A 24,545-nucleotide genomic window follows, 5' to 3' on the forward strand; every position below is an offset into this window, starting at 1 on the left:
TCTTCGTCGCACGGGCTGCTAACCGGGGAATCATAATGGTACGTGCGTGAGCGGTGCGATTTATGCGTTGATCGTGAATGCCTGTGTCGCGATGCTGTTCGCGGCCACGTTCGCGGTCCTGCGCGCCTCGTATCCGCAGCATCGTGCGATCGGCTGGTTCTGCGCCACCTATGCGATCGGCTTGCTGTCGCCGCTGAGCGAATTGGCGGTGCGGTTCGCACCGACGCCGGCGCCATTCAATGCCATCGGCTACGTGGCGCTGGTGTGTTCGATGCTGTGTTTCACGCATGGCGTCGCGCGGCTGGGCGGGTTTGCGCCGCCACGCGCGGCCAACGCGATCGCGATCGCCGCATTGGTCGGTCGGGTGACGATCGACGACAGCGCACGCAACACGATCGGCTATGGCTTCGTCTATCAATTCCCGTTCTACACGATGCTGCTGCTGTGCACGTTGATGGCGATCCGGGTGGTAAGGGAACGACGCGATCCATCGTGGTCGGCGCTCGGCGTCGTCTTCGTCATCACGGCCAGCTATTTCGCGATCAAGCCGTTTTTCGCTGCCGCCTTCGGTTCGGGGGCGACGATGCGCGACTATGCGGCGAGCAACTACGCCCTGTTCTCGCAGGCGCTGGGCGGATTGCTGACGATCGCCAGCGCGCTGGCGGTGCTGTTGATGGTCGTGCGCGCGGTGCTGCGTTCGACGCGCGCCGAGTCCGAAACCGACATGCTGACCTGCGTCGCCAATCGTCGCGGGTTCGAGCGGCGCGCGGAGGGTCTGATCGCGGCGGCGCGGCGTGACGGGCGCGAGATGGCGGCGATCATGCTCGACCTCGATCATTTCAAGCAGATCAACGACCGGTTCGGCCATGCGACCGGCGATGCGGTGTTGCAGGCGGTCGGTCAGGTCCTGATCGAAACCGCGCCGCACGACGCGTTGGTGGCGCGGCTGGGCGGCGAGGAATTCGTCGCATTGCTGACCTGCGCCGACATGTGGGACGCGACGCGGGTCGCGAACGACATCCGGATGGCGGTGACGCGGCTCGGCCCCGGGCTGCCGCGCGTGACGGTCAGCGGGGGGATCGCGAAGCTGCGCCCGCACGACACGCTGGTGACGCTGCTCGATCGCGCCGACCGTCAGGCCTATGAGGCCAAACAGGACGGGCGCGACCGTATCTATCCGGCGTTCTCCAGCGCGACATAGGCGCGGCGCCGGAGCAACGCGCCGGGCTGTTCGGCGCGGATGTACGCCAGCAACGCCTCGCGCACGTCGCAGCGCAGGTCGAAGGCGGTCGAGGCATCCTTGGCGGTCATCAACCCGCGCAGTTCGACCGAGCCGTCCGCCTTCACGTCGGTGACCTGCAGGTTCCAGAACCGTCCGTCCCAGCGCGGGTTGGCGGTGACGATCTCGCCCAGCTTGGCGCGCAATGCCTCGACGTCGGCATCGGCGTCGACGTACCAGAAGACGCTGCCCAGCAACGCGCTCGACTGGCGCGTCCAGTTCTGGAAGCTTTGTTCGAGGAACTTGGAGACGGGGACGACCAGCCGCCGCTCGTCCCAGATCTTGACGACGACATAGGTCAGCCGGATCTCCTCGATCCGGCCCCATTCGTTGTCGATGATGACGACGTCGTCGATGCGGATCGGCTCGGTGAAGATCATCTGGAAGCCGGCGATCAGGTTCTTGAGCGCGGGTTGCGCCGCGGCGCCGACCGCGAGGCCGGCGAGACCGGCCGAGGCCGCCAGCGTCACGCCGAGGCTGCGGACGCTGGGGATGGTCATCAGCATCGTGCAGATCGTCACCAGCATGATGACCGATACGAAGATCCGCTGGAAGATGCCGAGCCGGGTGCGGCGGCGGCGTGCGCGTAAATTGTCCGCGACGCTGATGTCGGCGTGGCGGATCATCACGTCGGTCACGGTCCCGACCGCGACGATCGCGCACCAGCCCATCAGCCCGGGCACCAGCAGCGCCGCGAGCCGCCCCCACAAGGTTGCCTGGCCGCGGGTGAGGTCGAGCGCGGGCTGCACCGCCGCCAGCGCGATCGCGAGCATCAGCCAGCGCAGCAGCTTGCGGATGCGCTGAACGAACAGCGCGCTGGCGCTGTCGGGGCGCGCGGCGGTGGCGCGGCGCGCGACCCAGATGACGATGCGGTGCAGCACCAGCGCCACGGCCAGTGCCGCCACCACATAGAAGATATCGGACAGCCAGCCGGGCAGATCGTGCAGCCAGCCGCGCGCGGTCCTGATCGCGTCCGCCATTGCCCCTCTCAATTTGTCGGTGGTCGGGGGCGTAACGAGGTGGCGGGGTGCGGTGTTCCGGCTATTCGGGCAGGCGATAGTCGGCGAATTGCCGGCGGAGCAGCTTCTTGTCGATCTTCCCGGTGGCGCCGAGCGGGATCGCGTCGACCACCAGCACGTCGTCGGGCATCCACCAATGCGCGATCTTGCCGTCGAGCCACGCGAGCAGATCCGCCTTGTCGGGCGTCTGCCCTGGCGCGGGCTGGACGAGCAGGATCGGGCGCTCGTCCCATTTCGGATGCGCGACCCCGATTACCGCCGCGATCGCGACCGCGGGGTGGCCGCTGGCGATATTCTCGATCTCGATCGAGCTGATCCACTCGCCGCCCGACTTTACGATGTCCTTGGCGCGGTCGGTGATGTGCATGTAGCCGGCAGCGTCGATCGTCGCGACGTCGCCGGTGTCGAAGAAGCCGTCGGCGTCGAGCACCGGGGTTTCGTCGCGGAAATAGCCGCTGGTGATCGTCGCGCCGCGGATCAGCAATCGGCCGGCGGTCTGGCCGTCGTGCGGGAGTGCCTGTCCGGCATCGTCGACCAGCCGGAAGTCGAGCCCGACCTGCAACCGTCCCTGCATCGCCTTGCGCCGCACCTGCTCTTCATAGGGCTGCGCCAGCACCTCGGCGGTCGGCGAGGAGAGGGTGGCGAGCGGCGAGGTCTCGGTCATCCCCCAGCCTTGGACGACCTCGACCCCGTAATCGTCCTGGAAGGCGCGGATCAAAGCGGGCGGAGGGGCGGCCCCGCCGATCACGACGCGGTGGAGCGTCGAGAAGGCGCGCCCGGTGCCGCGCAGATATTGCAGTAGCCCCTGCCACACGGTCGGCACCGCGGCGGAGAAGGTGACGCCTTCCTGCTCGATTAATTCGTAAAGCGATTCGCCGTCCATCCGCGCGCCGGGCAGCACCAGCTTCGCGCCCGCGGCGGGCGCGGCATAGACGACCCCCCAGGCATTGGCGTGGTACATCGGCACGACCAGCAGCACGGTATCGCGCTGCGTCAGCGCCAGCGCGTCGGCCTGCAGCGCCATCATCGTGTGCAGGTAATTGGAGCGGTGCGAATAGAGCACGCCCTTGGGATCGCCGGTGGTGCCCGAGGTGTAGCAGAGCCCGCACGCCAGCCGCTCGTCGAACCCGCCCCATGCCGCGCTGCCGGAATGGGGGGCGATCCAGTCGTCGAAGGCGACGGCAGGATAGTCGGTCGCGGGCAGGGCGGCGCGGTCGCACAGGAACACGACCTGCTCGATCGACGGCACGTCGCGCACCAGCCGTGCGGCGAGCGCGGCGCAGGCGGGGTCGGCGAGCAGCAGCCGGTCGCCCGCGTGCGCCGCGATCCATGCGATCTGTTCGGGGAACAGCCGCGGGTTGAGCGTGTGGAGCACCGCGCCGATGTTGGTGGTGCCGTACCACGCCGCCATGTGCCGCGCGCCATTCCAGCCAAGCGTCGCCACCCGGTCGCCGCGCACGATGCCGCCGGCGAGCAGCGCATCGGACACCTGCTTGCTCATCTGGTGGAGGCGACGATAATCGGTACGGTCAATGCTGCCGTCCGCCGCACGCGAGACGATCTCGCGATCGGCATGCCAGGTCGCGCCGTGATCGAGGAAGCGGTCGACGGTGAGCGGCGTCTCCTGCATCAATCCGAACAATTCCGGCATCCGCACTCCCCGTTGATCCGCCTACGAAAAAGGCGGCGCCCGGTTGTCGGGGCGCCGCCTTGTTGCTGCCAGAAGGCCGCTCGCTTGTCGCGTATCGATTGATGTCGATTACTGGACGCCGTGCATCCACTTCTTGATGATCGGCGACAGCGCGATCAATAGCAGGCCGATCGCGGTGGCGGCGAGGCCGATCGTCCAGAACACGCCGTTATAGGTGTCGAGGCTGACCTTGAGGTTGGTGACCTGCCCGCCGACCGTGTCGACGCTGGCGACCTGCGCGACGATCCCGGCGACATATTGCGCCACCGACACCGACAGGAACCACACGCCCATCATCAACCCGACGACGCGGGCGATCGACAGCTTGGTGATCATCGACAGCCCGACCGGCGAGATGCATAATTCCGCGACCGAGTGGATCAGGTAGAGCCCGGCGAGCCACCAGATCGCGACCTTGAAGTCCGCGCCCGCGAACCGCCCGCCGAAGACCAGGAACAGGAAGCCGAACCCGACCAGCATCAGCGCGATCCCGAACTTGACCGGGATCGACGGCTCGCGCCCTGCCGCCGCCAGCTTCGTCCACATCGCCGCCATGATCGGGGCGAAGACGACGATGAAGAAGGCGTTGAAGAATTGCGTCTGCCCCGCCGACAGCGAGAACAGCCCGAAGACCGACAGATCGGTGTTGCGGTCGGCATAGAGCGTCAGGCTCGACCCGGCCTGTTCGAACAGCGTCCAGAACACGACGTTGAAGACGATCAGCACCATCGCCGCCAACATCATCTGGAACTCGGCGCGCGAGCCGTTGCTGAACGACCAGATCAGGATGCCGGGCACCGCGATCAGGAAGGTACCGAACAGCAATTTGCCCATCAGCGGCAGTGCGATCATGTAGCCGATCATCCCGGCGCCGGCGACCGGCTCGGGCGCGTTCATCAGGTTGGTGAACAAGAGGTAGAAGATCGGCACCCCGATCAACGCGGCGGCATAGATGCCCAGCGCACGGTCACGCTGGCCGGGCTGCACCGGCGATTCGCCATAGCCGTTGAGCCGTCCGCCATCGAACTGGATCAGCGACCACGACGCCAGCATCCCGATCGCCGCCAGCCCGAAACCGGCCCACCAGCCGACCATCGTCGCCAGCAGCGGGCAGAGCAACTGCGACAGCGTCGAGCCGATGTTGATCCCCATGTAGAAGATCGTGAACCCGGTATCGCGGCGGCGGTCGCCGACCGGATATAGCTCGCCGACCATCGTCGAGATATTCGGTTTGAAGAAGCCGTTGCCGACCGAGACCATGCACAGGGCCAGCAGCATGACGGTCACGTAGAACGGGCTGCGCTCGCCATCCGACTGGAACGCGCCCTTGGCGATGGTGCGCTCGGGCTGACCATCGGACCCGAGCAGCGCGACGGTGCCGTCGTCATTGCCCTTGATCGCGAGCCGCTTGGCGCCGTCGAGCACATAACGCGTTTCGACGCCCTCGGCATTCTTCTCGATCGCGACCTCGTAGCGCTGACCATCGACGGTCGCGAACGGCTTGGCGGTATCGCCGCCGAAGCAGAGCGTGAAATAGCCGATCGCCATCAGCACCGCGCCGAACTTCACCGCGCGCTTCGACCCGAGATACTGGTCGGCGAGATAGCCGCCGATCAGCGGGGTCAGGTAAACCAGCGCGGTATAGCCGCCGTACAATCCGGTCGCCTGCCGGTCGCCGAACAGGAAATGCTGCGTCAGGTAGAGCGTGAGCAGCGCGCGCATACCGTAGAAGCCGAACCGCTCCCACATCTCGGTCGTGAACAGCCGTGCGAGCTGACGGGGGTGGCCGAACCAGGTCGCTTCCTCGGCCGGATTGACGTGACTGATATCCGGCTCGCGCGGGCTGTCCGCGGTTGGGGTGTCCACCATGAGGGGCAAGCTCTCCAGAATTTGGTCGTCGCCCGCGACAGCACGCGGGCACAAGGTTGCCGCTGAGACTAACGGTTAAGCGGCCGCTGTAAATAACTTGTCACATCGCCTATCCACGGTCGCGTGATGTTCAACGACCTTTCCTCACCGCTCTCGCTGTTGACCACGCGCCGTTCGGGCAAGCCGCGCGACCTGATCGCGCCCGCGCCGGATCATGCGCAATTGGTGGAGATGATCCGCATCGCCGGGCGCACCCCCGACCATGGCAAGCTGGCGCCGTGGCGGTTCGTGATCGTCGGTGATGACCGCCGCGACGCGCTCGCCGCCTTGCTGGTCGATGCCTATCGCGAAGAGCGTCCCGCGGCGGGACGCACCGAGATCGATGCGATGGAGCAGTTCGCGCGACAGGCACCGGCGTTGGTGGTCGCGCTGTCGAGCCCACGACCGGACAGCCACATCCCGTTGTGGGAGCAGGAATTGTCGGCGGGCGCGGCGTGCATGAACCTGCTGCACGCGGTCCATGCGCACGGGTTCGCGGGCGGGTGGCTGACCGGCTGGCCAGCCTTTTCCGACCGGGTGCGCGACGCCTTCGGTGAAGCGCCGGAGCGGATCGCGGGCTTCTTCTTCATCGGCACGCCCGGCCGCCCGCTCGACGAACGCCCACGTCCGGACGAGGCGCGGCTGTGGAGTGATTGGCAGGGATGAGCGCGTGCCTCGACAGCATAGGCCCTATGCTGTATTAAGGCAGCATGGCAGCGCTCAGCAACGACGACTCGCCCGTCTATCTCCGCCTACGCGGCACGATCGCAGCGGCGATCCTGCGCGGCGAGTTTGGCGCGGGCGACCAGCTTCCCTCGGTCCGCGCGCTCGCCGCCGAACATGGCGCCAATCCGCTGACGGTCGCGAAGGCCTATCAAAGCTTTCAGGACGATGGCTATGTCGAGGTGCGGCGCGGGGTGGGCATGTTCGTGCTGCCCGGCGCGGCCGAACGGTTACGAACCGTGGAACGCGAAGATTTCGTCGCACAGCAATGGCCGCGCATCCGCGAGCGGATCGCGCTGCTTGGGCTGGATGCGGCGGAGTTGCTGGAACGTGCGCCGGCGTGACGCTTTGACCCCGATGATGCGTGCCTTCCTCGTTCCATTGACGCTGGGTGTCGTGCTGGCCGGGTGCCAGCGCGAGCCTGCCGCGCCGACCCCGACCCCCAGCGTGGCCGCGCCGTCACCGACGCCGAGCGCTGCGCCATCGCCGGCCGCCGATCTCTCCGTCTATGTCGGCGAATATCCGACCGAGCCGAAGGGCGCCGCGCCGAGCTTCCTGCGCCAGCCGCAGGTGCGCGAGGCGGTTGCGGCGGTGGTGCCCGACAAGGAAGTGCGCGCGCTGGTGCTCGGCAGCGACGTGACCGCGACGCCGATCGCGATGATCGAGGGCAAATTGGTCGCGTTCGGATGCGAGCCGCACAATTGCGGGCCGCACAATTGGGCGGTCGCGATCCGTCCGGACGGCACCGACGCCGCGGTGTGCCTGTACGATCAGGATCGACGGGTGGCGCGCTGGTATCCGGAGAAGGCCGGGCCGGCGCCGGTCAACGGGTGTCCGTCGGGGGATTGAGCCTTCGCCGTCGTCGCGGAGCCAGCGCGGGCAGACCAAGAGCCGTCATTGCGAGCGTAGCGACGCAATCCAGGGCCGGATCAGGACGCGCTGGATTGCTTCGCTGCGCTCGCAATGACGGCTGAACCTCAGAACGCTTCCGCCGGCAGCGCGTAGAGCACCGACGCATCGGCGTTCGCGGCCGCCTCCAGCCCCAGCGCCTCGGGAACGATCTGCTCCAGATAGAAGGTCGCCGCGACCCTCTTCACCTGATCCGCGCCGTCGACGCGCGCCTGGCGTTCCATCAGCCATCCGCACGACGCGACCGACAGCATCGTCAGGAACGGATAGCTCGCCGCGTGGCGATCGTCGGCGTTCGCGCCTTGCAGGCGCCGTCCTACCGCCTCGCACGCGTCGATTAGCCGCACCAGCGTCGGTGCCTGCGCCTCGGCGCGCATGTCCGCGATCAGGTCGGCGAAGGCGCCGCCGTTCGACAGCGCCAGCTTGCGCCCGACCAGATCGGCGGCCTGGATGCCGTTGGTGCCCTCGTAGATCGGGGTGATCCGCGCATCGCGGAAGAATTGCGCCGCGCCGGTCTCCTCGACATAGCCCATCCCGCCGTGGATCTGGATGCCGAGGCTCGCGACCTCGTTGCCGATATCGGTGGCATGCGCCTTGGCGAGCGGGGTCGTGATCTCGAGCCGCTCCTTGGCGCGCGGATCGCCGAGCGTCGCGCGATCGACCTGCCCGCAGGCGTAATAGACGAGCGCGCGCGCCGCCATCGTCTGGGCCTTCATCCGCAGCAGCATCCGGCGCACGTCGGCATGTTCGACGATCGCCGCCGCCTTGCCGTCACGCGCGCCTTGCACGCGGTCGCGCGCATAGGCGACCGCGGCCTGCGTTGCGGCTTCCGCCGACTGGACGCCCTGAAGGCCGACGTTGAGGCGTGCGTTGTTCATCATCGTGAACATCGCGCGCATCCCGCCGAACTCGGGGCCGATCAGCTCGCCGAGGCAATCGTCATGGTCGCCGAACGACAGCACGCAGGTCGGCGAGGCGTGGAGCCCCATCTTGTGCTCGATCGACACCACGCGCACGTCGTTGGGCGTGCCGTCGAGCCGTACCTTCGGCACGAGGAACAACGAGATGCCGCGCGTGCCGGCGGGCGCGTCGGGGGTGCGCGCGAGCACCAGATGGACGATATTGTCCGCCAGATCGTGATCGCCGAAGCTGATGAAGATCTTTGTGCCCTTGATCGCAAAGGTGCCGTCGCCGCCCCCTCCTTCTTCTTTATGGGGGTGGCGGTGGTGCGCAGCGCGCCGACGTCGCTGCCCGCCTGCGGCTCGGTGAGGTTCATCGTCCCGGTCCATTCGCCGGTCGCGAGCTTGGGAAGATAGGTCGCCTGCTGCTCGGGCGAGCCGTGATGCGCCAGCGCCTCGATCGCGCCGACCGTCAGCGTCGGGCAGAGCGCGAACGCCATGTTCGCAGTGCCGAGCGTCTCCAGCACCGCGGCCTGCACGACGAACGGCAGCCCCTGTCCGCCCCATCGTTCGTCGACGCCGATCGTCCCCCAGCCGCCCTCGACGTAAGCGCGGTACGCTTCGGGGAACCCAGCGGGCATCTTGACGCCATCGGGCGTCCATTTTGCGCCGATCGTGTCACCCGCGCGCAGGAGTGGCGCCCATTCTCCGGCCGCGAACTGCGCCACGCCGTCCAGCACCGCCTCGATCACGTCGGGCGAGGCGGCGGCGAAGCGATCGGCGGCGGCGATCTCGTCCAGGCGGACGATATGGTCGAGCACGAAGCGCTGATCGGCGGTGGCGGCGGCGAAGGGCATTTCTCTCTCCTGTCCAACCGCTATAGCTGAGCGCGATGCGTGCTCAAAACCCTGTCATTCGACGTTACGGCATGGCGGCTGTCGAGGAAGCCGCTGGCATTATTCGTGCCGGCGGTATCGTCGCGGTGCCCACCGAGACGGTCTATGGCCTCGCCGCCGACGCGCGTGATTCGGCCGCGGTGGCGCGCATCTATGCGGCCAAGGGGCGGCCGAGCTTCAACCCGTTGATCGTCCATGTCCCCGACCTGGCGGCGGCGGAGCGGATCGCAGTGTTCGATGCCGATGCGCGCGCGCTGGCGGCGCGCTTCTGGCCGGGGCCGTTGACGCTGGTGCTGCCGGTGCGGGCGGAGGCGGGGATCGCCTCGCTGGTGACCGCGGGGCTGGACACGATCGCGCTCCGCGTACCGGCGCACCGGGCGATGCAGGCGTTGCTGGTCGCAAGCGGCGCGCCACTGGCAGCGCCTTCGGCCAATGCGAGCAACGGGATCAGCCCGACCCGCGCCGAACATGTCGCGGCGAGCCTCGGCGGCGCGGTGCCGCTGATCCTCGACGATGGTGCGACCGCGACGGGGGTCGAGTCGACGATCGTCGCCGGGCGGACGATCCTGCGGCCGGGGCCGGTGACGGCGGAGCTGCTGGCTGAGGTGCTGGCGGTGGTGGCGGGCACGACCGCGCATGTCAGCGCGCCGGGGCAGCTCGCGACGCATTATGCGCCGCGCAAGCCGTTGCGGCTGGCGGCGGTGGCGCGGGAAGCGGGGGAGTGGCTGATCGGGTTCGGTGCGATCGCGGGGGATGATACGCTTTCGGCGACGGGCGATCTGGAAGAGGCGGCGGCGCAGTTGTTCGATGCGCTCCACCGCGCGGATGCAAGCGATCGCGAGGCGATTGCGGTGGCACCGGTGCCGGAAACGGGCGTCGGGGTGGCGATTAACGACCGCCTGCGCCGCGCGGCGCATCGGTAGGTCGTCCGTCATCCCCGCGGAGGTGGGGATCCAGACGCGCAGGTTCTCGTAAGAGGCGAAAGGTCCGAGGTTCTGGATGCCCGCCTTCGCGGGAATGACGGAACGGTGAAAGCGGGGATGATGGACGGGTGGGCGCGAGAATGACGGAGGGTCGAACGTCGCCCCTGCCTGCGCAGGGGCGACGGGATCAGGCCGTGACCGCCTTGCTGCGCGCGGCGAAGCTCTTGCGGAGTTTCTGCAGCTTGGGCGGGATCACCGCGAGGCAATAGGGATTGCGCTGGCCTTCGCCGTCCCAATAATCCTGATGATAGCCCTCGGCCGTGTACCAGTCAGCGAACGGCTCGATCGTCGTCACGATCTTGCCCGACGCCGTCTCCTGCGCGCGCGCGATCGCCTGGTTGGCCTGTTCCTCCTGCATCACCGTCTCCGGGAAGATCGCCGAGCGATATTGCGTGCCGACGTCGTTGCCCTGCCGGTTGAGCTGCGTCGGATCATGCGTCGCGAAGAAGATGTCGAGCAGATCGGCATAGCTGACCTGTTCCGGATCGAACCCGACGCGGATCGCCTCGGCATGGCCGGTGTCGCCGCCGCATACCTGCTTGTAGGTCGGGTTGGGGACGTGGCCACCGAGATAGCCGCTCTCGACGCTTTCGACGCCGATCACATCCTTGAACACGGCCTCGGTGCACCAGAAGCAGCCGCCGGCCAGCGTCGCATATTCCGTCATGAAACTCGTCTCCTTTGCGTCCCATGTAGGAAGTCGCTACGCCGCGGCAACTTTTCGGGAGACTGACATGACGGCGTTGAACGGCAAGGTGATGGTGACGGGCGGCGCAGGCTATATCGGCAGCCATGCGGTGCTGGCGCTGCTAGATGCCGGCTATGAAGTTGTGGTGATCGACAATCTCGTCACCGGGTTCGACTGGGCGGTCGACGGCCGCGCGGCGTTCGTTCGGATCGCGGTCGAGGATCCCGGCGTCCGTGACGTGATCCGCAACCACAACGTCAAGGCGATCATGCACTTCGCCGGATCGGTGGTGGTCCCCGAATCGGTCAGCGATCCGCTCAAATACTACCGCAACAACACCGCCGCGACGCGCACGCTGATCGAGAGCGCGGTGGCGGAGGGCGTGCCGCACTTCATCTTCTCCTCGACCGCCGCGACCTATGGCACGCCCGACCGCGTGCCGATCTCCGAGAACGATCCCAAGTCGCCGATCAACCCGTACGGCATGTCGAAGCTGATGACCGAGTTCATGCTGCGCGACGTCTCGGCCGCGCATCCGATGAACCATTGCTGCCTGCGCTATTTCAACGTTGCGGGCGCCGATCCGGAAGGGCGCAGCGGGCAGTCGACGATCGGGGCGACGCACCTGATCAAGATCGCGGTCGAGGCTGCGACCGGCAAGCGCGACAGCGTCGGCGTGTTCGGCACCGATTTCGAGACGCGCGACGGCACCGGCGTGCGTGATTACATCCACGTCAGCGATCTGGCGGAGGCGCATGTCGCGGCGCTCAAGCTGTTGATCGACCAGCCGGGCGAGAGCCATGTGCTCAATTGCGGTTATGGCCGCGGCTTCTCGGTGCTCGAGGTGCTCGATGCGGTCGATCGCGTCACCAACCTGACGATCGAGCGCAAGCTGCAGGGCCGGCGTCCGGGCGATCCGGGCGAGCTGGTCGCGGACAATAGCGCGATCCTGAAGACGATCGCGTGGACGCCGAAGCGCGACGATCTCGACGGCATCGTCCGCGACGCGCTGGCGTGGGAGCGCAAGCTGGCCGAGCGGCAGGGGTAAGAGTCGTTGCGAGCGTCGCGAAGCAATCCAGGGCGTTCTGATCCGACCCTGGATTGCTTCGCTACGCTCGCAATGACGGACCTGAAGCCAATCGCCCACGCACGGTCGCGGCGATCCACCACCATAGCGCCGCCCAGCCGGTCCCCGCGCTCCAGCCCGCCAGTACGTCCGATGGCCAGTGGACCCCGAGGTAGACCCGGCTCACCCCAATCGCGCCGACCAGCACCACCGCAAGCAGCAGGACGTAGCGTCGGACGACGCGGTGTGGGGTGACCTGCGCCACCAGCCCGGCAAGCGTCAGATAGATGATCGCGCTGTTGGTGGCATGGCCGCTTGGAAAGCTGAGCCCGGTCACCTGCACCAGATGATCGACCAGTTCGGGGCGGGGACGGCCGACCCAATATTTGGCCTGTCCCGCGATGACCGACCCGCCCAGCGTCGCGACCAGCACCAGCGCCGCGGTGAGCCACAGCCGCTGGACCAGGAACAGGCCCACCACCGCGAGCACCACGCAGGTGAGGATCGTGCCGCTGCCGAGCGCGGTGATGTCGACCATCGCCGCATGGAGCCACGCGGGGCCAAGCGGTTGCGCGGTGGCGCCGGGCGTACGCAGCGCGAGGATGATCGCGCGGTCCCAGGCCAGCGGCGAACCATCGCCGATCTCATAAGCGAGCAACGCGGCGGCGATCAGTCCGGCGAGCGACAGCGCGATCCACGCCAATCGCGGTGCGGTCGGCGTGTTACGCGGCTCGGCGGAGGGCAGCGGCGCGCTCAGCTCTTGAGCTTCCAGCCGCGCCGCAGCAGCGTGTAGCAAAGCAGCCCCAGCGCTACGTCGATCGCGAGGATCACGACGCTGCCGGTCACGATCGGCGAATCGGCGGCGCCGAGGAAGCCGTAACGAAAGCCCGAGATGACGTAGAAGAACGGGTTCACATGGCTGAACGCGCGGAACGCGGGGGCGAGGTGATCGACCGAATAGAAGGTGCCGCTGAGCAAGGTCAGCGGTGCGATGACGAAATTGGTGACCGCCGCGGCATGATCGAACTTCTCCGCCCAGATCGAGGTCAGCACGCCGGCCAGGCTGAGGAACACCGCGCCGAGCAGCCCGAACCACAGTACCGCCCAAAGGTGTTGCGGCGCGACATGGACGCCGGGCCACAGCGCCATCGCCAGCCATACGGTTGCACCGACGCAGAAGGCGCGCGTCACCGCACCGCCGGTCAGCGCGGCGAGCAGCTCGGCAGTCGACAGCGGCGGCTGGAGATAATCGACGATCGTGCCCTGGATCTTGCCGACCAGCAGCGAGAAACTGGCATTGGCGAAGGCGTTGTTGAGCATTCCCATCACGATCAGGCCGGGCGCGATGAAGTCCGCGAACGCCACGTCATTGCCGCCGACGCGCACCGGGCTGCGCGCGCCATTGGCGACGGTAAAGATCACCAGGAACATCAACGTCGTGATCGCCGGAGCCCAGATCGTCTGGAGCTGCACCTTGAAGAAACGGCGCACCTCCTTCACATAGAGGGTCTTCAGGCCGCCCCAGTTGACGTTTCGGATGACCGGAACGCCGGGGGCGTTTCTGACGCCTGATGGAATTTGTCCGATAGGGGGCTGGCTGCTCATCGCAAAGGCGGGTACCCGCTGCCGCCGCCGCCCGCAACCGGAACGCGAACGAGGAAGACGATCATGTCCTGGACCGAGGAGCGCATCGATACGCTCAAGACGATGTGGGAAGGCGGACAGACCGCCAGCCAGATCGCCGAAGCACTGGGCGGCGTCAGCCGCAATGCGGTGATCGGCAAGGCGCATCGTCTCGGCCTGCAATCGCGCCCGTCGCCGGTGGTCAGCAAGGAAGAGGCGCGCGCCGCGGCCGAGAAGGCCAATGCCGCCGCCGCGTCGACTGCGCCGGTCATCGCCGCCGCCGCGCCGCCTCCGCCGCCCGAGCCGAAGCCGGAGCCGCGCCCCAAGCCGGTCGCCGCCGCCCCGGTCGCGCCGCCGCCGCCTGCGCCGGTGGTCGAGGCGGATGAAGAGGACGAGGATGACGCGCCCTACGCCGCCGAGGATGCGGCGCCTGCCGCGCCGGCGCCCGAACGCGCACCGCAGCCGATCCTGCGATCGGTCGGGCCGGGCGGGTTCGTCCGTCAGGCACCCGGCGAGCAGCAGCCACCGATCGCTCCCGCGCCGCCGCGCCGGCTGGTCCCCGCGCGCACTGCGCCGGAATATGCCGACAAGACGTCGCTGCTCGATCTCAACGACAAGATCTGCAAGTGGCCGCTGGGGCATCCGGGCGAGCCGGACTTCCATTTCTGCGGCGAGAAGGTGAACCCTGGCTTCCCGTATTGCGTCACGCATTGCGGCCACGCCTATCAGGCGCAGCTGCCGCGGCGTGACCGGCGCGCGGCGCCGCTGCCGTTCGGCGGGCCGCGGATGCGCTGATCGCGCGTGGCTCCAGCGAAAGCTGGAGCCCGCATGAGCGGTCAGCCGGCCGGCGCGGCGTAAAGCCGCGTCCGACGACGCGGGCTTTGCCCGCGGCGGGGATTTTTCGGGCGACGTGCCGATCTGTCATTGAGAGCGTAGCGAAGCAGTCCAGGGCCGGATCAGGACGCCCTGGATTGCTTCGCTACGCTCGCAATGACGATGGGGTTGGGTTTTCGTTGAACCACCAACATCCTTGTTAGTGATCCTTCACCCCGGCGTTCGCCGGGGTACGCGCGTTCTTGAGGCGCGGATTGCTCCTTTAAGCCCGCCGCGGCAAAGCCGCGTCGTCAGTCGGGGCGCTGCCCCGCTGGCCGGGCTTGGGTGAGTCCTGCGCCAGTATGGCGCAGGCCACCCGGCGCCTTAAAACCTGAACGCTGCGGTCGCGCGCAGGCTGTGCCAGTTGAACTTGTCGTCCGAACGACGGAAGTCCGTCCCGCTCACCGTACCGCCGTTGTTGGCGTTGGTGAACGGCGTGCCGGCCGGGCCGGCCGCGCGGACGCGGAGGTCGTTGTCCTGGTACTGATGGTAGACATATTCCATGCCGACCGAGAAATGGTCGCCGATGCGCTGCTCGATGCCGCCGCCACCCTGGAAGCCGAACTGGTTGCGCTTGCCGCGCTGTTCGAAGCTGTTGGTGCTCTGGCTCGACGAGAAGTCACGGTCGATCCGCGCCAGCGACGGGCCGAACGTCCCGTAGAACAGCGTCGAATCGTTGGGCGTGAAGCCGGCACGTGCGCGCACCGCGGCCTCCCAGCCGATCTCGCGCGTCATCACGTAATTGGCGGGCGTCGAGGAAAAGCCCGTCACGCTGTCGTTGATGTGCGTCTTCCCGAACTCGCCGACCACGCCATAGACGATCGGGCCCGACTGGTGATCGAAGCCAACGCGGGCGTTGTACGACCAGCCGTCCTTGTCGTTGCGGCAGCCGGGGCCGCCGTTCTGCGGACCAGTCGCCCCCTGCGCGCGACCGCCGCAGAAGCCCGGTCCGAAGGCGTTGGCGCCCGTGCCGGTCAGCACCGTGTCGCCGAAGCGCCCGTCGAGGTTGCGGTCGAACAGGATCGTCGAGCCGCCGTCGTTGGGCTGGACGTCATAGCCACCCGATGCGCCGACATAGATGCCGGAGAATCCGCTGGTCACCGCCGGGTCGCCGCTGGTGCCGTCCTGCGCCAGCGCAGGCACCGAGATCAGCGCGGCAACCGCCGCGAGAAGATACGCCTTCATTCATCAACTCCCTGAAAACACGTCCGGGCAACGGGAGGACGCAACGATAGGTTGCGTGACGAACGGTTGCTGCCCCGGTCGCGGTGGCGCACGGGCCTTCTGTTCCGTATATACCCCACATGTCCGATCTCTTCGCGTCCGCCACTGCCACCACCGCCAGTTACGACGCGTCGTCGATCGAGGTGCTGGAGGGGCTGGAGCCGGTCCGCCGCCGTCCCGGCATGTACGTCGGCGGCACCGACGAGCGCGCGTTGCACCACCTCGCCGCCGAGGTGCTGGACAATGCGATGGACGAGGCGGTCGCGGGCCATGCGACGCGGATCGAGATCACGCTGGAGCCAGGCAACCGCCTGACGGTCATCGATAACGGACGCGGGATGCCGATCGACCCGCACCCCAAATTCCCCGACAAGTCGGCGCTGGAGGTCATCCTCTCGATGCTGCACTCCGGCGGCAAGTTCTCGGGCAAGGCTTATGCGACCTCGGGCGGTCTGCACGGCGTCGGCGTGTCGGTGGTCAATGCGCTGTCGAGCGAGACGGTGGTCGAGGTCGCGCGCGACCGGCAGCTCTATCGCCAGCGCTTCTCGCGCGGGCAGACGCTCGGCCCGCTGGAGACGGTCGGCGCGGCCCCCAACCGGCGCGGCACGACCGTCAGCTTCGTGCCGGATACCGAGATCTTCGGGCCGGAGCTGATGTTCAAGCCGGCGCGGCTCTATAAGCTGGCGCGGTCGAAGGCGTATCTGTTCGCCGGGGTCGAGATCCGCTGGAAATGCGCCGCGTCGCTCATCGGCGACGACACGCCGGCCGAGGCGGCTTTCCAGTTCCCCGGCGGCCTGTCCGACCATCTCAAGGAGCAGATCGGTACTCGCGAATGCGCGACCGCCGACTTCTTCGCGGGGCAGCAGGATTTCGCCGACAGCCAGGGCAAGGTCGAATGGGCAGTGGCATGGCCGCTGTGGAGCGAGGGCAGCTATAGCTGGTATTGCAACACGATCCCGACCCCCGATGGCGGGACGCACGAACAGGGACTGCGGCAGGCGCTGGTGCGCGGCTTGCGTCAGTTCGGCGATCTGGTCGGCAACAAGCGCGCCAAGGAACTGACCGCCGACGACGTGATGGTCGGGAGCGAGCTGATGCTGTCGGTGTTCATTCGCGAGCCGCAATTCCAGTCGCAGACCAAGGACCGGCTGACCTCTCCGGAAGCGGCGGGGCTGGTCGAGAAGGCGATGCGTGACCATTTCGACCATTGGCTCGGGCACAATATGGATCGCGGCAAGGCGCTGCTCGGCTATGTGCTGGAGCGGATGGACGAGCGGCTGCGGCGCAAGGCCGAACGCGACGTCAAGCGCAAGACGGCGACCTCGGCGCGCAAGCTGCGGCTGCCCGGCAAGCTGACAGATTGTGCCGCCGACAATTCGGACGGCACCGAGATCTTCATCGTCGAGGGTGATTCGGCCGGCGGCTCGGCCAAGCAGGCGCGCGACCGCAAGACGCAGGCGATCCTGCCGATCCGCGGCAAGATCCTCAACGTCGCCTCGGCGACCAGCGCCAAGATCCTTGCCAATCAGGAAATCGCCGACCTGATCCAGGCGCTCGGCTGCGGGACGCGCAAGGATTGCCGCCCCGAGCAGCTCCGCTACGAACGCGTCGTCATCATGACCGACGCCGATGTCGACGGCGCGCATATCGCGACGCTGCTGATGACGTTCTTCTTCCAGGAGATGCCCGATCTGGTGCGGCAGGGGCACCTGTATCTGGCGCAGCCGCCGCTCTATCGCCTTACCGCTGGGACAAAGAGCCTGTACGCACGCGACGACGCGCACCGTGCGCAGCTGGAGCGGACCGCGTTCAAGGGCAAGAAGGTCGAGGTCGCGCGGTTCAAGGGACTGGGCGAGATGAACCCGCAGCAGCTGCGCGAGACGACGATGGACCCGGCGAAACGGAGCATGATCCGGATCACGCTGCCGCAGGAATATGAGGAGCGCGCGGGCGTCAAGGATCTGGTCGACCGGCTGATGGGCACAAACCCCGCGCATCGCTTTGCGTTTATTCAGGAAAATGCCGCGCGGCTCGACGAGGAGGCGATCGACGCGTGATCGGTGAGTAACGAGCGCAGGCGTTGACCCGGCCAGCGGCGTTTCCTAGCGAGTGGGAAACGCGGGGGATAGTAACATGGGTTTGAAGATCTTGGCCGGATTAGCGGCCGTCGCGCTGGCAGTGCCGGCCAGCGCCGGAACCTTGGTGGTTGGCGGCGATACGACGTCGACGTTTTCACTCGACGTCTCGCCATCGTTCGGTGGCAATCCGGGTAATCGAGCATTCTACGCAAATATTCTAGGCGACGCTAAACGCGTTCTAATATCGGAGCGTACTTACATTGTTCCGGGATATCCGTCATTTGCCAATCGAAATCTGATAAATTTCTACGACTCGATTGGCGGCGTGTCGGTATCGCAGACAGCAAACGCGATATCGTCCGATATGCTGCAGGGGATTGGGTTGCTGGTCCTGCAGTTTCCGAATGCCGCCTTCACCAGCTCAGAAACGATGGCAATCGGAAATTTCGTACGCGCAGGTGGCACGTTGTTGCTGACAGGCGAGGCGAGCATCATCAGCCCTGTATTTCCGGCACCTGACCCGGCGCCGGGTGTAGTCAGCAACACGATCGTCAACGATTTGCTGGCTGGCCTAGGTTCAAGCATCCGGCTTGGCAACGATACCATCGGTTGTTGCGGAACGTTGACCGCCGAGGGCAATGACATTGCTTCGACGCCGCTGACCAAGGGAGTCGACAACTTCAAATATGGCGCAGTGACGTCGGTGTCCGGGGGGACGGCGCTGGTCTACGCGCCCACCGATTTCCGCCGCACCTCAGTCCTGCCTTTCTTCGCCAGCGAGACGCTGATCGCAGGCGCCGTGCCGGAGCCGGCGACGTGGGCGATGATGATCCTCGGTTTCGGATTGATCGGCGGCGCGTTGCGGTCGCGTCGGCGTGGCGTGGCGACGGCCTGACCGAGGATCTTGATGCACGCGTGTTCGTCATTGCGAGCGTAGTAAAGCAATCCGGGGTTGGAGAAGGACGCCCTGGATTGCTTCGCTTCGTTCGCAATGACGGGTAGCTTGCTGAAGGTGTCGAATATGGTTGGCGATCATCTGACGGGTCGACCGTCGTGCCGATAACGGAGCGGCCGCGTGCCGACTGGCCGTTGGCGATCGCGCTGGCGGTGCTGGCGGGGTTCGTCGATGCGGTGGGATCTCTGCGCCTCGGTGGCCTGTTCGTTTCGTTCATGAGCGGCAATTCGACGCTGCTCGGGATCGATCTGGTGCGGCAGGACGGTGCGACCACGCTGGTCGGGGCGCTGATCCTCGGCTTTCTGTTTGGTGTGATGATCGCGTCGATCCTGGCCGAGCGGCTGGGGCGCTGGTCGCCGATGGCGATGATCCTGTTCAGCGCTGCCTTGCTGGCCTGGTCCGCGTTGCTGATGGTCGAGGGACTTGGCGCAGTGCTGCTCGCCGCGGCGATGGGCGCGCTGAACGTCGTGTTCCAGCGTGGCGGCGGGGTCAGCATGAGTATCCCGATCACCTATGTCACGGGCACGCTGGTCCGGCTCGGGCAAGCGCTGGCCGGCGCGCTGCTGGGGATCGCGCCGGCGACCGGGTGGGTGCCATATCTGCTGCTCTGGAGCGGATTGGTGGTCGGCGCGCTGGGCGGGACGTATGGCTATCATGCGCTCGGCACCGATGCCTTGTGGGGTGCGGCGTCGTTCGCGTTCGCGCTGGCGATCGCGGCGGCGGGCAGGGGGTGGCGCGACGCTGACGCGGTGTTGTTCGCCCGCGTTTTTGCCTCTAATAGCGTGGTCAGGGCGGTCCGTGTCGGGCCGCCCGCTTTCGTTCGAGGAGAAGGCCCCGTGTCGCCTGACGCATCCATCCCGCCGTTGATGCCCGTCTACCCGCGGTGCGGCGTGCGACCGGTGCGCGGTGAGGGCGTGTACCTCTATGGCGAGGACGGCAGCCAGTATCTCGACTTCGCGAGCGGGATTGCGGTGAACGCCCTCGGTCACGGCCATCCGGCCCTGACCAAGGCGATCTCGGAGCAGGCCGCGACGTTGATGCACGTCAGCAACCTGTACGGCAGCCCGCAGGGCGAGCATTTCGCGGAGAGGCTGGTCGACCATACCTTCGCCGACACCGTCTTCTTCACCAATTCGGGTGCCGAGGCGGTCGAGTGCGCGATCAAGACCGCGCGTCGCTACCATTATGCCAACGGCAACCCCGAGCGGCACGATCTCATCACCTTCGACACCGCCTTCCATGGGCGGACGCTGGGGACGATCTCGGCCACCAACCAGGCCAAGATGCGCGACGGGTTCGAGCCGCTGCTGCCGGGCTTCAAATACGCGCAGTTCAACGATCTGGAGGGCGCGCTCGCGCTGATCGACGGCAACACCGCCGGCTTCCTGGTCGAGCCGATCCAGGGCGAGGGCGGTATCCGTCCGGCATCGCAGGAATTTTTGCAGGGCCTGCGCAAGGCGTGCGACGAGCATGGCCTGCTGCTGGTGCTCGACGAGGTGCAGGCGGGCTATGGCCGCACCGGCAAGTTCTTCGCGCACGAACTGTACGGGATCACGCCCGACATCATGGCGGCGGCCAAGGGCATCGGTGGCGGCTTCCCGCTCGGCGCGTGCCTCGCCACCGCCGAGGCGGCGAAGGGCATGGTGTTCGGCACGCACGGCTCCACCTATGGCGGCAACCCGCTGGCGATGGCGGCGGGCGAAGCGGTGCTCGACGTGATCCTCGCCGACGGCTTTCTCGACCATGTCACGCAGATGGGCGAGCGGCTGCGGTCCTCGCTCGAGCAGCTCATCCCCAACCACGACGGGCTGTTCGATTCGGTGCGCGGGCACGGGTTGATGCAGGGGCTCAAGCTCAAGAGCGACAGTCGCCGCTTCGTCGCGCATTGCCGCGATCACCACGGGCTGCTGCTGGTCGCGGCGGGCGAGAACGTCGTCCGCATCCTGCCGCCGCTGGTGATCGACGAAAGTCACATCGCCGAATGCGTGGAGAAGCTGAGCGAAGCCGCACGGGTCTACGTGCCGGTTGCCGACGATTGATGGCCTGATCTCCGCCCCCTCGACGCGGGGGGCGGAGCGGGGAGAGACGATGCGCCATTTCCTGAACCTGACCGATGCCGGGCCGGACGCGATCGCCGCGATGCTCGACGATGCCCTGACGCGCAAGCAGGCGCGCGCGGGTTGGACCAAGGGGCGTGTCGATGCCGACGCGCCGCTCGCCGGCCATGTGCTCGCGATGATCTTCGAGAAGAATTCGACGCGCACGCGCGTGTCGTTCGACATGGCGGTGCGCCAGCTCGGCGGGCAATCGATCGTCATGGAGGCCGGGCAGATGCAGCTCGGCCGCGGCGAGACGGTCGCCGATACCGCGCGCGTGCTGTCGAACTATGTCGACGCGATCATGATCCGCACCGACGATCACGCCAAGATCGAGGAAATGGCGCATTACGCGACCGTGCCGGTGATCAACGGGCTGACCGATGAATCGCATCCGTGCCAGATCATGGCCGACCTGCTGACGATCATCGAAAGCGGCAAATCGCTTCCCGGGCTCAAGGTCGCATGGCTGGGCGACGGTAACAACGTGCTCGCCTCGATCGTCGAGGCGGCGGGGCTGATGCATTTCGACGTCGTCGCGGCGTGTCCGCAGGGTTTCCAGCCCGACGAGGCGTCGGTCGCGCGCGGCAACGGCCGCGCGCGCATCGTCGCTGATCCGCGCGAGGCGGTGGCGGGAGCGGACGTGGTCGTCACCGACACGTGGATCTCGATGGGGCAGGCACATGCCGAGACCAAGCTGGCGGCGATGATGCCCTATCAGGTCGATGCGGTGCTGATGGCGGCGGCGAAGCCCGACGCGAAGTTCCTCCACTGCCTGCCCGCGCACCGTGGCGAGGAAGTGACCCCCGACGTGATCGACGGGCCGCAATCGCTGATCTGGGCGGAGGCGGAAAACCGGCTCCATGCGCAGAAGTCGGTCTTGCGCTGGTGCCTCGGGCAGATCGGTTGATCGCCGGCCGGGGCGCCACCATTTAGGCGATCGTTGTCGCTCGCGTGAGCGACTATCCTTCCTTCCTCCGTCATCCCGGCGAAGGCCGGGATCCAGCGTGCGGCAGGCGCCGCTGCTTCCGTTTGCGCGGAGACATGGATCCCGGCCTGCGCCGGGATGACGGTGGGGGTGGGTGTTGGTTGCACGAGGACTTATGAGCGATACCCCCGATCTCGACCGCGCGCTCGGTTTCACCATTCCCGACCGCCATGCGCGAGGGCGCGCAGTGCGGCTCGGGCCGACGCTCGATGCGATCTTGTCTGCGCATGCCTACCCGCCTGCGATCGAGAAACTGCTCGCCGAGGCGCTGACGCTGACCGCGCTGATCGGGGCGACGCTCAAGGACCCGGCCGGTCAGTTGACGATGCAGACGCAGACCGAGAACGGGATCGTTACCCTGCTGGTCTGTGACTGGCGCGGCGGCGAGGTGCGCGGTTACGTTCAGTATGACGCCGACAAGCTCGCCGCCGCGCCCGCCGACCCGACGTTGTTCGCGCTGTTCGGCGCCGGCTATCTCGCGATCACCTTCGATCTGGCGAGCACCGGCGAGCGCTATCAGGGGATCGTGCCACTGGACGGCGACACGCTGGCGGCGGCGGCGCAGAGTTATTTCTACCAGTCCGAGCAGATCCCGACGCTGGTGCGCGTCGGGATGCAGAAGGATGCGAACGGCACGTGCATCGCGGGTGGGTTGCTGCTCCAGCACCTTCCCGAGGGCGAGGAGGGGCGCGAGCGGCTGCATACCAAGCTCGACCATCCCGAGTGGGAGCATGTCGAGGCGCTGGGGCAGACCATCGCGGTCGACGAACTCGCCGACGCGCAGCTGCCGCTGGAGACGTTGCTGTGGCGATTGTTCAACGAGGAAAGCGAAGTGCGCGTCCTCGAAGCGCAGCCGGTGTCGCGCGGTTGTCGCTGCACGGTCGAGCACATTCGATCGGTGCTGGAGCGCTTTCCGATCGAGCAACGATTGGAGATGGCGGATGACCGCGGCCTGATCGCGGTCGATTGCGCCTTCTGCTCGACGGTGTTCCCGTTGCGGGCGGAAGATCTGGCGGCCTGATCGTCATCCTTGCGGAGGCGGGGACCGGAGACGCGCGGATCTTCGTAAGAGACGAAACATCAGAGGCTCTGGATTTTCGCCGGCGCGGGAAGGGCAGGGATCGCCCCTAACTCTTCATTAACCCTTATACATCATAAGGATGCCATGCTGTTTCGGCGGCATGCTCTCTCCCCGCCCGGTCGTACGGGCATCCTTCGGGTCGCCCCATGGGCGGCCCGTTCTTTTGCAGCATCACTCGCCGCGCCGGTGGTTGCGCTGGAGCGGGAGTGCGCCTAGCTCGCGCGGATCATGACCCAATCCACTCCTGCGGTCGTGCTCGTTTCGGGCGGGCTCGACTCCCTGGTGTCCGCCGCGCTCGCGCGCGAAGCCGGGCATCCGCTGTTCGCGTTGTCGATCGACTATAACCAGCGCCACCAGGTCGAACTCGCTGCGGCGCGCCGGATCGCGCTTGCGCTCGGCGCGGTGCGGCACGTCGTGCTTCCGATCGACCTGTCGGCGTTCGGTGGCTCGGCGCTGATCGACAGCGCGATCGCAGTGCCCAAGGACGGCGTCGGGGAAACGATCCCGGTGACGTACGTGCCGGCGCGCAACACGATCTTCCTCAGCCTCGCGCTCGGTTGGGCCGAGGCGGCGGGGGCGCGCGACATCTATCTCGGCGTCAACGCGCTCGATTATTCGGGCTATCCCGATTGCCGCCCTGAATTCATCGCCGCGTTCGAGCATCTTGCCGAACTGGCGACCAAGAGCGGTGTCGAGGGGACGCCGTTCCGCTTCCGCGCGCCGCTCCAGCATATGACCAAGGCCGACATCGTCCGCGAGGGCACACGGCTCGGGCTCGACATGGGAATGAGCTGGTCGTGCTACGATCCCGCGCCGGGCGCGAAGCACTGCGGGCTGTGTGACAGTTGCCGCCTGCGTCACAAGGGCTTCGAGGACGCAGGCATCCCCGACCCGACCGTCTATGCGGTCTCGCCGCCCGCGCCATGAGCTATGCCGTCAAGGAAATGTTCCTCACGCTCCAGGGCGAGGGCGTGCAGGCCGGACGACGCGCGGTGTTCGTGCGCTTCGCGGGCTGCAACCTGTGGAGCGGGCGCGAGCAGGACCGCGCGACCGCGATCTGCCGCTTCTGCGACACCGACTTCGTGGGCACCGACGGGCTGGGCGGCGGCAAGTTCGCGGATGCAGACGCGCTGGTCGCGGAAGTCGCGGCATTCTGGGGTGAAGCGCATGAGCGCCGCTTCGTCGTGCTGACCGGCGGCGAGCCGATGCTGCAGGTCGATGATGCGCTGGTCGACGCGCTGCACGCTGCCGGGTTCGAGATCGCGATCGAGAGCAACGGTACGCTGGCGGTACATCCCGGCATCGATTGGGTGTGCATCAGCCCCAAGGCGGGCAGCGAGACCGTGCAGCGCCACGGCGACGAACTGAAGCTGGTCTGGCCGCAGCCGGGCACCGCGATCGATGCGATCGAAGGCTGGGACTTCAAGCACTTCCTGCTCCAACCGCTCGACGATGCGGCCGGAGAGGCGAATGTCGCCGCGGCGATGGCGGTGGTGATGGAACGCCCGCGCTGGAAGCTGTCGCTCCAGACGCACAAGCTGCTCGGCTTGCGTTAGAGCACGAACCG

Annotated in this window: 20 protein-coding genes and 3 pseudogenes; 15 read left to right on the forward strand and 8 right to left on the reverse strand. The window is 67.1% G+C overall.

Annotated features, from left to right (window positions below):
- Positions 1 to 46: 46 nt before the first annotated feature.
- Complete coding sequence (locus QP166_RS02190; protein ID WP_333914422.1) at positions 47 to 1,201, forward strand: GGDEF domain-containing protein; 1,155 nt, start codon at positions 47 to 49, stop codon at positions 1,199 to 1,201.
- Here QP166_RS02190 and QP166_RS02195 read toward each other — a convergent pair.
- From QP166_RS02195 to QP166_RS02205, 3 genes are all read right to left on the reverse strand, one after another.
- The gene (locus QP166_RS02195; protein WP_333914423.1) at positions 1,174 to 2,259 is read right to left on the reverse strand and encodes a mechanosensitive ion channel family protein; all 1,086 of its coding nucleotides are present in this window, start codon (positions 2,257 to 2,259) and stop codon (positions 1,174 to 1,176) included. The two genes, QP166_RS02190 and QP166_RS02195, sit on opposite strands and share 28 nt — an antisense overlap.
- Before the next feature lie 61 nt (positions 2,260 to 2,320).
- The gene (locus QP166_RS02200; protein ID WP_333914424.1) at positions 2,321 to 3,949 is read right to left on the reverse strand and encodes a long-chain-fatty-acid--CoA ligase; all 1,629 of its coding nucleotides are present in this window, start codon (positions 3,947 to 3,949) and stop codon (positions 2,321 to 2,323) included.
- 108 nt (positions 3,950 to 4,057) lie between these two features.
- A complete protein-coding gene (locus QP166_RS02205) occupies positions 4,058 to 5,857 on the reverse strand; it encodes a peptide MFS transporter (RefSeq protein ID WP_333914425.1) in 1,800 nt (599 codons plus the stop codon).
- 126 nt (positions 5,858 to 5,983) lie between these two features.
- On the opposite strand from QP166_RS02205, the gene QP166_RS02210 reads away from it, so the two are divergent.
- The 3 genes from QP166_RS02210 to QP166_RS02220 are packed head-to-tail and all read left to right on the forward strand — an operon-like array spanning position 5,984 to position 7,468.
- On the forward strand, positions 5,984 to 6,562 hold the full coding sequence (locus QP166_RS02210) for a nitroreductase family protein (protein WP_333914426.1): 579 nt from the start codon (positions 5,984 to 5,986) through the stop codon (positions 6,560 to 6,562).
- Positions 6,563 to 6,606: 44 nt separating this feature from the next.
- Positions 6,607 to 6,963 carry a GntR family transcriptional regulator gene (locus QP166_RS02215; RefSeq protein ID WP_333914427.1) on the forward strand — a complete coding sequence of 119 codons (357 nt, stop codon included), beginning with the start codon at positions 6,607 to 6,609 and terminating at the stop codon, positions 6,961 to 6,963.
- A gap of 4 nt (positions 6,964 to 6,967) precedes the next feature.
- On the forward strand, positions 6,968 to 7,468 hold the full coding sequence (locus QP166_RS02220) for a hypothetical protein (RefSeq protein WP_333914428.1): 501 nt from the start codon (positions 6,968 to 6,970) through the stop codon (positions 7,466 to 7,468).
- A 128-nt stretch (positions 7,469 to 7,596) separates the two neighbouring features.
- On the opposite strand, the pseudogene QP166_RS02225 reads toward QP166_RS02220, so the two are convergent.
- Positions 7,597 to 9,284 (reverse strand): annotated as a pseudogene (locus QP166_RS02225) (acyl-CoA dehydrogenase).
- A 71-nt stretch (positions 9,285 to 9,355) separates the two neighbouring features.
- On the opposite strand from QP166_RS02225, the gene QP166_RS02230 reads away from it, so the two are divergent.
- Positions 9,356 to 10,246, forward strand: coding sequence for an L-threonylcarbamoyladenylate synthase (locus QP166_RS02230; RefSeq protein WP_333914429.1), 891 nt, complete (start codon positions 9,356 to 9,358; stop codon positions 10,244 to 10,246).
- 187 nt (positions 10,247 to 10,433) lie between these two features.
- On the opposite strand, the gene msrA is transcribed toward QP166_RS02230, so the two are convergent.
- Complete coding sequence (msrA, locus tag QP166_RS02235) at positions 10,434 to 10,973, reverse strand: peptide-methionine (S)-S-oxide reductase MsrA (protein ID WP_333914430.1); 540 nt, start codon at positions 10,971 to 10,973, stop codon at positions 10,434 to 10,436.
- A 67-nt stretch (positions 10,974 to 11,040) separates the two neighbouring features.
- Between msrA and galE the strand changes: the two genes are divergently transcribed.
- Positions 11,041 to 12,042, forward strand: coding sequence for a UDP-glucose 4-epimerase GalE (gene galE / locus QP166_RS02240; RefSeq protein ID WP_333914431.1), 1,002 nt, complete (start codon positions 11,041 to 11,043; stop codon positions 12,040 to 12,042).
- Positions 12,043 to 12,103: 61 nt separating this feature from the next.
- Here the strand turns inward: galE and QP166_RS02245 are convergent, their stop codons facing one another.
- Together QP166_RS02245 and QP166_RS02250 are read right to left on the reverse strand one after the other, a co-directional pair.
- Positions 12,104 to 12,856 (reverse strand): phosphatase PAP2 family protein, encoded by a 753-nt coding sequence (locus QP166_RS02245; protein WP_333914432.1) that lies wholly within the window; start codon positions 12,854 to 12,856, stop codon positions 12,104 to 12,106.
- A complete protein-coding gene (locus QP166_RS02250; protein WP_333914433.1) occupies positions 12,814 to 13,665 on the reverse strand; it encodes an ABC transporter permease in 852 nt (283 codons plus the stop codon). The genes QP166_RS02245 and QP166_RS02250 overlap by 43 nt, the downstream gene beginning before the upstream one ends.
- A gap of 63 nt (positions 13,666 to 13,728) precedes the next feature.
- On the opposite strand from QP166_RS02250, the gene QP166_RS02255 reads away from it, so the two are divergent.
- Positions 13,729 to 14,478, forward strand: a complete 750-nt coding sequence (locus QP166_RS02255) for a GcrA family cell cycle regulator (protein WP_333914434.1) — start codon at positions 13,729 to 13,731, stop codon at positions 14,476 to 14,478.
- Between the two features lie 402 nt (positions 14,479 to 14,880).
- Here QP166_RS02255 and QP166_RS02260 read toward each other — a convergent pair whose 3' ends face one another.
- On the reverse strand, positions 14,881 to 15,741 hold the full coding sequence (locus QP166_RS02260; protein WP_333914435.1) for an outer membrane protein: 861 nt from the start codon (positions 15,739 to 15,741) through the stop codon (positions 14,881 to 14,883).
- A gap of 119 nt (positions 15,742 to 15,860) precedes the next feature.
- On the opposite strand from QP166_RS02260, the gene parE reads away from it, so the two are divergent.
- The 8 genes and pseudogenes from parE (at position 15,861) to queE (ending at position 24,534) form a co-directional block, all read left to right on the forward strand.
- Positions 15,861 to 17,837, forward strand: coding sequence for a DNA topoisomerase IV subunit B (gene parE, locus QP166_RS02265; RefSeq protein ID WP_333914436.1), 1,977 nt, complete (start codon positions 15,861 to 15,863; stop codon positions 17,835 to 17,837).
- Between the two features lie 814 nt (positions 17,838 to 18,651).
- Positions 18,652 to 18,753, forward strand: a pseudogene (locus QP166_RS18905) (PEPxxWA-CTERM sorting domain-containing protein); the annotation flags it as partial.
- A gap of 158 nt (positions 18,754 to 18,911) precedes the next feature.
- Positions 18,912 to 19,514 (forward strand): annotated as a pseudogene (locus QP166_RS02275) (YoaK family protein); the annotation flags it as partial.
- 135 nt (positions 19,515 to 19,649) lie between these two features.
- Positions 19,650 to 20,852: an aspartate aminotransferase family protein gene (locus QP166_RS02280; protein WP_333917234.1), complete on the forward strand. Its 1,203-nt coding sequence runs from the start codon at positions 19,650 to 19,652 to the stop codon at positions 20,850 to 20,852.
- Between the two features lie 49 nt (positions 20,853 to 20,901).
- Positions 20,902 to 21,819 carry an ornithine carbamoyltransferase gene (gene argF / locus QP166_RS02285; protein WP_333914438.1) on the forward strand — a complete coding sequence of 306 codons (918 nt, stop codon included), beginning with the start codon at positions 20,902 to 20,904 and terminating at the stop codon, positions 21,817 to 21,819.
- A 193-nt stretch (positions 21,820 to 22,012) separates the two neighbouring features.
- Complete coding sequence (gene hslO / locus QP166_RS02290) at positions 22,013 to 22,918, forward strand: Hsp33 family molecular chaperone HslO (protein WP_333914439.1); 906 nt, start codon at positions 22,013 to 22,015, stop codon at positions 22,916 to 22,918.
- A 288-nt stretch (positions 22,919 to 23,206) separates the two neighbouring features.
- Entirely contained in the window at positions 23,207 to 23,905 is a 699-nt protein-coding gene (gene queC, locus QP166_RS02295) for a 7-cyano-7-deazaguanine synthase QueC (protein WP_333914440.1), read from the forward strand.
- A complete protein-coding gene (gene queE / locus QP166_RS02300) occupies positions 23,902 to 24,534 on the forward strand; it encodes a 7-carboxy-7-deazaguanine synthase (RefSeq protein ID WP_333914441.1) in 633 nt (210 codons plus the stop codon). Before queC ends, queE begins: the two co-directional genes overlap by 4 nt.
- Positions 24,535 to 24,545 lie beyond the last annotated feature (11 nt).

This window comes from Sphingomonas sp. LR60, assembly GCF_036855935.1.
In the GTDB taxonomy this organism is placed as follows: domain Bacteria; phylum Pseudomonadota; class Alphaproteobacteria; order Sphingomonadales; family Sphingomonadaceae; genus Sphingomonas.